The following is a 6,735-nucleotide window of genomic DNA, read 5'->3' on the forward strand; positions in this document are numbered from 1 at the left end:
GCCGCGAGCGGCAGCGTCTTGCCCGAGCCGTTGCCGAGCGCGTTGCTCTGCGCGACGGCGAGGCGGAACACCTCGGCCACCACCCAGCTGCCGATCGCGAATTGCGGCCCGCGCAGCCGGAACAGCAGGAACGCCACCGGCACCGCGAGCACGAGGCACACCAGCGCGGCGATCGGCAGGGCGGCCAGCGGCGGCACGCCGGCCAGGATCACCAGCGCGAACAGCGCATAGGCGCCGGCGCCGACATACGCCTGCTGCCCGATCGAGACGATGCCCGCGTAGCCCGCGAGCAGGTTCCACAGCGTCGCCAGCGCCAGCATGTCGGCGATCTCGACCGCGAAGCCGAGCCGCGCGGCGCCGACCAGGGACGGCAGCGCCACCACCAGCACGCCGACCGCCGCCAGCAGGGCGATGCGCAGGGCCGTCGCCATGCTCATGCCGCCATGCGCGGCAGCAGCCCGCGCGGGGCGATCAGCAGCACCAGCAGGAACGCCAGGTGCCCCGCCAGGATCTGGAACGCCGGATCGATCGCCGCCCCCACCGCCTGCGCGATGCCGAGGATCAGCCCGCCCGCGAGCGTGCCCCACAGGCTGCCGAGGCCGCCGATGATCACCGCCTCGAACCCATACAGCAGGCGCTGCGGCCCGGCGCCGGGATCGACGTTGGTCCAGCACGCCAGCAGCACGCCCGCGACGCCGCACACGGCGAGCGCGACCGCCATCGCCATCGCGTACATGTGCCGCTGATCGACCCCCATCAGCCGCACCGTCACCGGATCGTCCGACGTGGCGCGCAGCGCCGCCCCCCAGGCGGTGCGGTACAGCAGCGCCTGCAACCCCGCGATCACCGCGATGGCGCAGGCGAGCACGATCAGCGGGAACCACCCCACCGCGATGCCGCCCGGCAGCGCCAGGCTGCGCGTCGCGAGGCTGCCGATCGCGAGCTTGCGGTCGTCGGCGGTGAAGCCCTCCAGCAGCGCGTTCTGGATGACGATCGACAGGCCGAACGTCACCAGCAGCGGCGGCAGCGGATCGTCGCCCAGCGTGCGGTTCAGCAGCAGCCGTTGCAGCGCATAGCCCAGCGCCGCCATCGCCGGCACCACGACCAGCAGGCTCGCGAAGGGCGACAGCCCCAGCGCCTGCGTCGTGACGATGCCCATGTAGGCGCCGAGCACGATCAGGTCGCCATGCGCGAGGTTGACCAGCCGCATCACGCCGAAGATCAGCGACAGCCCGGTCGCGAACAGCGTGTACAGCCCGCCGACCAGCACGCCCTGCACGATGACATCGACCGGCCGCATCGCCCTCTCACATGCCGAAATAGGCGAGGCGGATGTCGTCGCGGCCGAGCGCGGCGCTCGCGCCCGACAGCGCGACGCGCCCCTTGCGCAGGCAATAAAGACGCGATGCCACGCGCTGCGCCAGCGCCACGTCCTGTTCTACGATCAGCAGCGTCGTCCCCTGCGCCGCGATCGCGCCGAGCGCCGCATAGACGTCGCGGATCACCACCGGGGCGAGCCCCAGGCTGATTTCGTCACACAGCAGCAGCCGCGGATTGGCCATCAGCGCCCGCCCGATCGCCACCATCTGCTGCTGCCCGCCCGACAGCGTCGTCGGCCGCGCCGTCCGTCGCTCGCGCAGCACCGGGAACAGCTCGTACACCCGCGCGAGCGTCCAGTGCCCGCGCCGTCCCGACCAACCGCCGAGCGTCAGGTTCTCCTCGATCGACAGCGACGGGAACAGCCGCCGTCCCTCCGGCACCATCGCCATGCCGAGGGCGACGAGACGGTGCGCGGGGGCGCCGCCCACCGCCGCGCCGTCGAACCGGACCTGATCCGGCGCGACCGGCAGCAGGCCGCAGACGGCGCGCAGCAGCGTGGTCTTGCCCGCCCCGTTGGCGCCGACCAGCGCCACGATCTCCGCCTCGCGCGCCTCCAGATCGACGCCGAACAGCGCGCCCGTGTCGCCGTATTGCGCGACCAGCCCGCGCGTCTCCAGCAGAGGCGCGCTCACACCGGGTCCTCGACGCCGAGATAGACGGCGCGCACCGCCTCACGCGCCATCACCTCCTGCGGCGCGCCCTCGGCGAGGACGCGGCCGAAATCGAGCACCACCAGCCGCCCGATCGCCGGCAGCAGGGCGTGCAGCACGTGTTCGATCCACACGATCGCGACGTCGGCCGACGCGCGCACGGCGGCGATCGTCTCGACCAGCGCATGTGCCTCGGCATCCGTCAGCCCGCCCGCGATCTCGTCGAGCAGCAGCAGCCGTGGCGCCGTCGCCAGCGCGCGCGCCAGTTCCAGCCGCTTGCGGTCCAGCAGGGTCAGCCGCCCCGCCGGCCGGTCCGCGGCGTCCAGCAGCCCGGTGCGTTCGAGAATCGCGCCGCAATGCCGCGCGGGATCGGCGACGCGTCCGCGCCCCGCGTGGCGCGCGCCGACCAGCAGGTTCTCGTACACCGACATGCGCGCGAACGGCAGCGGGATCTGATACGACCGCCCGATGCCGCGCCGCGCCCGCGCGTGCGGGGGCAGATGCGTGATGTCCTCGCCGTCCAGCCGCACGGTGCCGGCATCGGGCCGCACGTCGCCGCTGATCAGGTTGAACAGCGTCGACTTGCCCGCGCCGTTCGGGCCGATGATGCCGACCGCCTCGCCCGCCGACACCGACAGGTCGATCGCGTCCGCCACCACCAGCGCCCCGTACGACTTGCGCAGCCCCGACAGGTCCAGCAGCGCCGTCACCGGTCGGCGGCTACGGCAGCGGCTGCATGTGGTCCGCGACCGGCACTTCCGGCGCGATGGTGTTGGAGACGATGACGAGGTAGTATTTCAACTCGCTTCCCGGCAGCAGCCGCCACTGACCGCCGACCAGCGGGGTCTTGGTGACGTTCTTCATCGGGCCTTTGCCCCAGGCGATCGGTCCCACGATCGTGGACAGGTTCGTCGTCTTCAGCGCCTCCAGCACCGCGTGGCGGTCGCCGCGGTCCTTCGCCCGCTTGAGGATGTCGGCCGCCAGTTCGAACAACGAATGGGTGAAGCCGATCGGCTGCGTCCATGGCTGCCCCGTGGCCTTGGTATAGGCGGCGGCGAGCGCCGTGCAGTCCTGCCCCGTCAGCGAGGAGCGGAACGGGTGATGCGGCGTCCACCACACCTCGGTCGACAGGTTCTGCCCGGCGCGGCCAAGCGCCTCGACGGAGGTCGGGAACAGCAGCGCCTTGCCGACCGAGGCGATCTTCGGCCGGTAGCCCTGCTGGCGCGCCTGCGTCCAGAACGTCGTCCAGTCGGGCGGGATGACGACGCCCGTCACGATCTCCGCCTTCGCCGATTTGAAGGCGTTGATGATCGCGCCGAAATCGTCGGTGCCGCTCTGGAAGTGCCCGGGGTCGTGCATCGTGTAGCCAAGCTTGGCCAGCGCCGGCGGCAGGCCGTGCGCCGTGTCGGACCACGCGTTGCCGTCGCTGTCGTTGGGAAACAGCCCGCCCACCGACTTGTTGGTCGACAACTGGCTCCACATCGCGGTGTAGACCGCGATCACGTCCTCCAGGCCCCAGAAGTAGTGATAGGTCCACTCGAACCCTTCGCCGGGCTTGCCGCCGCGGCCGAAGAACCAGGGCTGCCAGGGTGCCTCGGTGGACAGGCACGGCACCTCGGCCAGCTCACACTGGTCGGACACCGGATTGACCGTCTCCGGCGTGGAGGCGACCAGCATCAGGACGACGCCCGCGTTGATCAGCTCGTTCGCGACCGTCGCCGCGCGGTTCGGGTTGGACTGGCTGTCGCGCACCAGGAACTCGACCGCGATCCCGTCGCGGGCGAACGCCGCCTTGGCCGCCGCCAGCGTGAAGGCGTCGGCGGCGGCGAAGGGGGCGAGCGGGCCGGTCTGCGGGCTGACATAGCCCACCTTCACCGTCGCCGCCGCGCGCGCCGACCGCGCCGCCCCGGCGAGCACCGCGGCCGTCGCAAGCCCGGCGCCGCCGAGCAGCCGCCGGCGTGTCGGCCCCGGCGCGTCCTGTTGGTTTGTCACGTCGTTTCCCCCGATTTCTTGTGTGTCAGCCGTCGCGGCAGAGGATGCGGCCGATCGCCGCGGCGAGCCGCGCCGCCGCGTCGCGCCCGTCCTGCGCCCGCCAGCCGACATGCTGATCGGGGCGCACCAGCACGCAGCCATCCTCGCCCACCTCGCGTGCCTCGGCCCAGGTGCCGAACAGATCCTCATGCGGCTGTCCCGGCCCGATCACATGCGCCGCGATCTCGATGCCATAGCGCGCCGCCGCCTCCTCGGCCGCCGCGACCCATGCCTCGCCGCCGATCCCCGTCAGCACGGTGAACCGCCCACCGCCGACGATGTCGAGCGTCGAGACCGGCTGTCCGTCGCGTTGCAGGAACACGTGCGGCAGCCGCGCGCCCGGCCAGGTCGTCGCGTGGTAATACAGCTCCGCGTCGCGCGTGTACGCCGGCTCCGGCGTGCCGTCGCCGGCGACGGCGGCAGAGCGGTAGCGCTGGTTCATCTCCACGCCATGCGCGTTGAACTCGTAATCCTTGAAGGCGATGGCGCGGCGCAACGCCTCGCGCTGGCGCGCCGCCTCCGGCGTCGGCTGCTTGCGCGCCTCCATGTTCGCCCGCATCTGGTCGGGGTCATGCGTGCCGAGCAGGCCGAGGGCTTCGAAGATCGGGCCGAACTCCTCGATGCTCTGGTTGGCACGGGTGACGATCTGCCGCCCGATCGGCGCGCGCTCCGCGTCGTAGGTGTCGAGCAACGCGGGCCCGGCCTGTCCGCGCAGCACGTAGGCCAATTTCCAGGCGAGATTATAGGCGTCCTGGATCGACGTGTTGGAGCCCAGCCCGTTCGACGGCGGATGCCGGTGGACCGCGTCGCCCATGCAGAACACGCGCCCCGCCGCATAGCGCGTGGCGTACATGTGGTTGACGGTCCAGAGCGAGGTGGACTTGATGCGGATCGGCACCGTCTGGTCGCCGATCAGGTTGCGCGCGATCGCGATCGCCTCGTCGTCGGTCAGCTCCGGCGCCGGGCCGTTGATGTCATAGCCCCAGACGATCAGCCACTCGTTCCAGGGCCGCACCATGCGCACCAGCCCCATGCCGATGCCGCCGATATTCGACCCCGGCTGCAGCACCCAGTACAGGACACTCGGCCGGTGCCCGACCAGGTGCGACAGGTCGGCCTCCAGCACGATGTTCATGCTGCCGGCCACACCCATCCGGCCTTCCATCGGCAGGCCGATCTGCTCGGCGATCACGCTGCGCCCGCCATCGGCGCCGATCAGGTATTTCGCGCGTATCTGATAGGTCGTGTCGCCCACCCGGTCAGCGACCGTCGCGGTGACGCCGGCCGCGTCCTGTTCGAGCGACAGATACTCCGTATCGAACCGCACCCGCGTCCCGCGCGCCGCCGCCTCGCCCAGCAGAATCGGCTCCAGCAGGTTCTGCGGCAGGTCGCCCATGTCGCAGGGACTGGCGAGGCGATAGTCGGCGCGGCGGGCGGGCGAGGTGCCCCAGGTCTGGATGCGCCCCAGTTCCTCGCCCGCGAGCGACGTGCAGAAGACGGTGTTGCCCATCCAGTCCTGCGGCACCGCCAGCGCCCGTGCCTGCGCCTCCACGCCGAGGTCGCGCAGCACCTCGAAGGTGCGTTGATTGGTGATGTGCGCGCGCGGCGTGTTGGCGAGCCAGCGGTATTTCGTCACCAGCACGTTGGGGATGCCGTAGGTCGACAGCGCCAGCGCCGCCGACGAGCCGGCCGGCCCGCTGCCGACGATCAGGACGTCCGTTTCGATCATGCACGATGCTCCGGGGCGGTGCCGGCGAGCGGCTTCAGTCCGAAATCATAGGTCAGGCTGCGCCAGCGCGCCGGCATCGGCGTGCCGTCGGGCGCGGTGCCGGGGTGCTCGTATTTGAACGGCACGACCAGCGAGTCCTTGACGCCGAACACCGCGTCGCTGTCGAGATAGGCGTCGCCCTCCACGAACAGGTGCGTCACCAGCGTCTCGTGCCCGGGAGCCGCGATCATGAAATGCAGATGCGCGGGGCGATACGGATGGCGCTGGGTCGCGCGCAGCAGCTCGCCCACCGGGCCATCATGCGGCACCGGATAGGGCGTCGGCTGCGTCGTCCAGAACCAGAAGCGGCCTTCCTCGTCGCTGCGTATGCGCCCGCGCCCGCTCGGCGCGTCGAGGTCGTGGCGCTGCACGTCGTAATAGCCGTCGGAATCGGAATGCCAGAGGTCGATCTGCGCCCCCGCGATGCGCCCGCCGCCGGCGCTGGAGACCGTGCCGCGCACGAACAGCCGCTCGCCGTCGCGCCCGGGCGAGAGATCGGCGCCGTTCGGCAACTCCGGCCGCTCCTCGACGAAGAACGGGCCAAGCACCGTCGTCTCGGTCGCCCCCGCCGGCATGCGGTGGTTGATCGCATCGACCAGCATGGACGCGCCGAGCGTGTCGGACAGCAGGATGAACTCCTGCCGCTTGTCGTCGCACATCTGCCCGGTGCGGGTGAGGAAGTCGATCGCCGTCTGCCATTCCGCGAAGGTCGGCTCGATGTCGCGGATGAAGCCGTGCAGGTGGCGCACGAGGCTTTCGACGACCGTCCGCATGCGCGGGTCGGGCGTATGGGCGAGCCGCGCCAGCACCGCGTCGGTGATGGTGTGCTCGTTGAGATCGCTCATGGCCGTCTCCTTCCCGCTGTGATGCTGCGCATGGCGGCGCGCGCGCGTCCTGTCCGAAACC

Annotated in this window: 7 protein-coding genes; all 7 read right to left on the bottom strand. The window is 71.3% G+C overall.

Going from position 1 to position 6,735, the window contains the following annotated elements; all coding sequences use genetic code 11:
- Positions 1-437 (bottom strand): ABC transporter permease subunit (locus B8460_RS14090; RefSeq protein WP_048862251.1); only part of this gene is annotated, 437 nt, incomplete at its 3' end.
- Positions 434-1,300: a branched-chain amino acid ABC transporter permease gene (locus tag B8460_RS14095; protein ID WP_048862246.1), complete on the bottom strand. Its 867-nt coding sequence runs from the start codon at positions 1,298-1,300 to the stop codon at positions 434-436. The genes B8460_RS14090 and B8460_RS14095, both read right to left, overlap by 4 nt.
- A gap of 7 nt (positions 1,301-1,307) precedes the next feature.
- Positions 1,308-2,012 (bottom strand): ABC transporter ATP-binding protein, encoded by a 705-nt coding sequence (locus B8460_RS14100; RefSeq protein ID WP_048862247.1) that lies wholly within the window; start codon positions 2,010-2,012, stop codon positions 1,308-1,310.
- On the bottom strand, positions 2,009-2,740 hold the full coding sequence (locus B8460_RS14105) for an ABC transporter ATP-binding protein (protein ID WP_048862248.1): 732 nt from the start codon (positions 2,738-2,740) through the stop codon (positions 2,009-2,011). Before B8460_RS14105 ends, B8460_RS14100 begins: the two co-directional genes overlap by 4 nt.
- Positions 2,741-2,750: 10 nt before the next feature.
- Positions 2,751-4,022 (bottom strand): ABC transporter substrate-binding protein, encoded by a 1,272-nt coding sequence (locus tag B8460_RS14110; protein WP_199445654.1) that lies wholly within the window; start codon positions 4,020-4,022, stop codon positions 2,751-2,753.
- A gap of 25 nt (positions 4,023-4,047) precedes the next feature.
- On the bottom strand, positions 4,048-5,790 hold the full coding sequence (locus B8460_RS14115; protein WP_048862249.1) for an FAD-dependent oxidoreductase: 1,743 nt from the start codon (positions 5,788-5,790) through the stop codon (positions 4,048-4,050).
- Positions 5,787-6,735: intradiol ring-cleavage dioxygenase (locus tag B8460_RS14120; protein ID WP_241771196.1), on the bottom strand; the 949-nt coding region annotated here is incomplete at its 5' end. The genes B8460_RS14115 and B8460_RS14120, both read right to left, overlap by 4 nt.

The sequence above is a fragment of the Acidisphaera rubrifaciens HS-AP3 genome, assembly GCF_000964365.1.
Lineage (GTDB): Bacteria > Pseudomonadota > Alphaproteobacteria > Acetobacterales > Acetobacteraceae > Acidisphaera > Acidisphaera rubrifaciens.

Coding starts and splice junctions, on each gene's coding strand:
- B8460_RS14095 (WP_048862246.1), bottom strand. CDS start 1,300: ATGCGGCCGGTCGATGTCATCGTGCAGGGCGTGCTGGTCGGCGGGCTG.
- B8460_RS14115 (WP_048862249.1), bottom strand. CDS start 5,790: ATGATCGAAACGGACGTCCTGATCGTCGGCAGCGGGCCGGCCGGCTCG.